The organism is Bacillus sp. LL01 (assembly GCF_001037965.1).
In genome coordinates this window covers 1-3,790 of sequence record NZ_LFEL01000211.1, presented here as the reverse complement: position 1 = coordinate 3,790, position 3,790 = coordinate 1, and the positions used below count along the sequence as shown (strand labels likewise).

The window sequence follows — 3,790 nt, the reverse complement described above, 5'->3', positions numbered from 1 at the left end:
CAAGAAACAAGGTATTCTTGGTTTGCCTAAAGAACAGTTGCCAACGTTCGGGGGAATCGCCAAGCGCCTTGACTTATTAGCACCTCTTATTACAATTATCGCTATGCTTTACCTTGGTTATACAGCMACCACAGCTGCCTTATGGGGGATCGGTGCCGCATTCTTTGTTAGTTTATTCCGTAAAGATACAAGAATGGGTCCGCGTGATATTTTAGATGCCTTAGAACAAGGTGCACGTGTTGCTCTTCCGGTAATTGCTGCCTGTGCTTCAGCTGGTATTATCGCAGGAATTGTAACGATGACAGGGCTTGGAGGGAAGATTGCCGGGGGAATTATTGACTTAGCTGGCGGAATCTTTTTCCTTGTTCTRTTCTTTACAATGATTGCGTGTATTCTACTAGGAATGGGTCTRCCTACCACTGCGAACTATGTAGTAACAGCTTCGATGGCAGCACCTGCACTCATAGCTTTTGATGTTCCCATTATAGCTGCTCACTTCTTTGTATTTTACTTTGGGATCGTAGCGGACATCACACCGCCTGTTTGTTTAGCCGCCTATGCCGGAGCCGGGATAGCCAAGGCGAATCCAATGAAAGCCGGGATTACTGCCTTTAAGCTCGCCATTGCAGCGTTTATCATTCCGTATGCATTTGTATCCAACCCTGTACTCTTACTACAAGATTGGACATGGGCTACTTTAATTCCGGCACTTATTACAGCATTACTCGGTATGGCTGCCGTTAGTGCATCTCTAATGAATTATTTCCTAGCAAAACCTTTAATCATTGAGCGTATTTTACTATTCGCTTCAGGTCTTGCCCTTATTTATCCAAACAACTTCGTGATTTCGTTATCTGGTCTTGGCATTTTTATTATTATTGCAAGTATCCACTTCYTGCGTAATCGCAAAAATGATTCAGGTAAAGGATTAGCTACTTCTTAATGAGCTTTGAGGCTTGCATTCGTGCAAGCCTCTTATTTTAATTATAGAAGATATCAAAAGTATCCCAAAGTTTCTCAAGCTCTTGTAAACGCTTCTCTACTTTTATATGCTCATTTCGTGTAACAGCTGTAATAAGAGCATTAACTAAACACATGGGCGCTGTAAACGAATCGATAAATGAGTTGATCTCAGTAGACGTGTGGAAATTCAAGTCTCCATATGGCACTAAAGGGGATAACGGATGATCAGTAATTACGATGGTTTTCACTTTTTTTTGCTTCACATAATTCAATGCTTCTATCGTTCTTTTTGTATACCTAGCAAAACCAAAAGCAATTACCAAGTCGCCTTCTTTAATATCTAAGAGATGTTCACTCATACCATCAGCCTGCTCGATAAGCTCAGTATTTTGTAGAACAAGGTCTAGATAAGAATTTAAAAACTTCCCTAAGCTCACTGCACTACGATAGGCCAAAATATAGATTCTTTTTGCCTTTATCATCTCTTCTACCGCTTCATCAAACACTTGTTGATCGATTTGAGAAAATGTCAACTGAAGGTTGGTTATATCACCTTGAACGAGCTCTGCAAGAGGATTCGTTGGTTCTTTTATGGAAGGCATTGTTTGTGCGAACATTTCTGCTGAAGTCATCTTCATTTGCAATGCACWTTGAAGGGCTCTTTGTAATTCTGGATATCCGCTATACCCCATTGATACTGCAAATCTAACAACCGTTGCCTCACCTACATCCGTTAACTTAGCTAATTTAGAGGCTGTAAGAAAAGGTCCTGTTTCCGTATGCTTTAATAAGTAACTCGCAATTTTCTTTTGAGACTTACTCATCTCTCCTTGCTTTTTAATMATTCGTTGGTAAACCTCACTCTTCAACATAAATAAACTCCTTTTTAAAGGCCATCTAGCACTCGTTCAAATGCAGCAATCGTTTTCTCAACCTCTTTTTCTGTATGAGCAGTTGATAAACTATAACGATTTAGAGGCTTCGTATAAATTCCTTCTATCATTAATCTAAGGTCAATTTTTCTACGCATGTATAGATCACTTGATTGTAGTTCTCGATAACCCAGTATCTTTTTTTTGTTTGTTAGTACAATATTGAAAATGGATCCTTCACCAACAGCTTTCATTGGTATTGATTTAGTTTTAAAAAGATGAGTCAGTTGTTCTTTTAATTCATTTGTCAATTTAAAAACGTTACTACTCTCTTTTGTTAGCACATCTATCGTAGCTAAGCCTGCTGCTAATATTGTTGGGTGCCCATTGTAGGTACCACTATGAAACAAAACATCTGCTGCATCTGACTTTTGACTTTGACTAGGATCAAACACATCTGCTGATTGACGTGGGGCACTCAGATCCATAATGTCATCAAGACCACCAACAATCCCGACAGGAAACCCTCCCCCTATCACTTTTCCTAATGTAGTAAGWTCAGGTTCCATTCCATATAGTTCTTGTGCGCCACCTAAGGCTACTCTAAACCCTGTTTTCACCTCATCAAATATAAAAACAATGCCTAATTCTTTTGTTAGCTTACGTAACCCCTCAATAAATGGCTGTTCAGCTCGAATAAACCCACCTTGCAGTGGTTCAATGATGAGAGCGCCAATGTCCTTTTGTTTTTTACGTAATATTTTTTCACAGTTTTCTAAATCATTAAAAGGAAGAATGACCGTCGTCTGCGTATGGCTTGAAGCCATACCTTTAGACTCTAGAACAGAGTGTGGCGCTTCTTTAGGTCCTGCTTGGTTTAAGGATGGATTGACACTGACTAATACCTCGTCATATCCCCCATGATAATGCCCTTCAAATTTAGCTAACCCATCTTTTTGAGTATAGGCTTTAGCCAAACGTAGAGCAAGTAACGTTGCTTCTGTACCTGAGTTTGTATAACGTAGCTTCTTCATACTTGGATAGAGCGATTGAATACGGTGAGCCATTTCAATTTCGTGTCTGTGTGGCGTTCCAAATAATAGCGTTCCATCATTATTCWTCTGTTCAAAGATAGCTTCCTTAATCGTTTTGTTCCCATGACCAAGCATAAGAGCACCATAGGAAAGTAAATAATCGATATATTCATTCCCATCGACATCATACAAATAAGCCCCATTAGCTTTTTGCATCACAATAGGATTAGGTTGGAAATACTTAATATTTGCTGTTACTCCACCTGGCATAACAGTTGACGCTTTTTCCATAAATAGTTGAGAGTGCCTTGTTTGATTTTTATACAATTGGTCACCATCCATCGTATCAGTAATCATTGTTTTCACTCACTCCTCATAAAGAAATATATAATTCATTATATTTTAATGTGAAATATTTATTTCATTATACCGATTTACTCTATTCTTTTAAAGCTCTAATTTTTCAAAAATGATTTATTTTCTTTTGAGCAGCTAAAGTTTTCCATGCTAAAATAGTAGAATAACTGCGAGGTGAACATGAATGAAGGGGTATCTTTTTCTTTTTTTTAGCGTTTTTTATTTAACAAGTTGTCAATTAACTGCTCCAGATGACGATCAAATAGCCCTTTCAACTGCTCATGATCAAAACAGCCATATTAAAATAGAACTAATTGATATTAAAGCAAATGATTCCAGCGATTCTTCCGGCTTCTATGTTGATGTTTTAGTAACTTCCCTTCATCCTTCCTATGATGTGTGGGACGACTTTTCGTATACAATGGATCGCTTTATCTCTAGCTCTCCTGACCTTATGCATGAAGCCACATCTATAGAGACTCTGAGCCATACACAAGAAGGTACTCTTCTTGAATTTAATCAGGTATTAATAAGACAATTCTTTAACGAAACACTCAAGCAGGG

General features: G+C 38.3%; 4 protein-coding genes. 2 read left to right on the top strand and 2 right to left on the bottom strand.

Annotation, left to right across the window (positions count from 1 at the left end; translation table 11 throughout):
- Positions 1-943: TRAP transporter fused permease subunit (locus AB685_RS28110; RefSeq protein ID WP_047973903.1), on the top strand; the 943-nt coding region annotated here is incomplete at its 5' end.
- Between the two features lie 37 nt (positions 944-980).
- Here the strand turns inward: AB685_RS28110 and AB685_RS28105 are convergent.
- Positions 981-1,835, bottom strand: a complete 855-nt coding sequence (locus AB685_RS28105; protein WP_047973902.1) for a MurR/RpiR family transcriptional regulator — start codon at positions 1,833-1,835, stop codon at positions 981-983.
- Between the two features lie 14 nt (positions 1,836-1,849).
- A complete protein-coding gene (locus tag AB685_RS28100) occupies positions 1,850-3,226 on the bottom strand; it encodes an aspartate aminotransferase family protein (RefSeq protein WP_047973901.1) in 1,377 nt (458 codons plus the stop codon).
- 184 nt (positions 3,227-3,410) lie between these two features.
- Between AB685_RS28100 and AB685_RS28095 the strand changes: the two genes are divergently transcribed.
- Positions 3,411-3,790, top strand: a 380-nt coding sequence (locus tag AB685_RS28095; RefSeq protein ID WP_047973900.1) for a hypothetical protein, incomplete at its 3' end; no start/stop codon positions are given.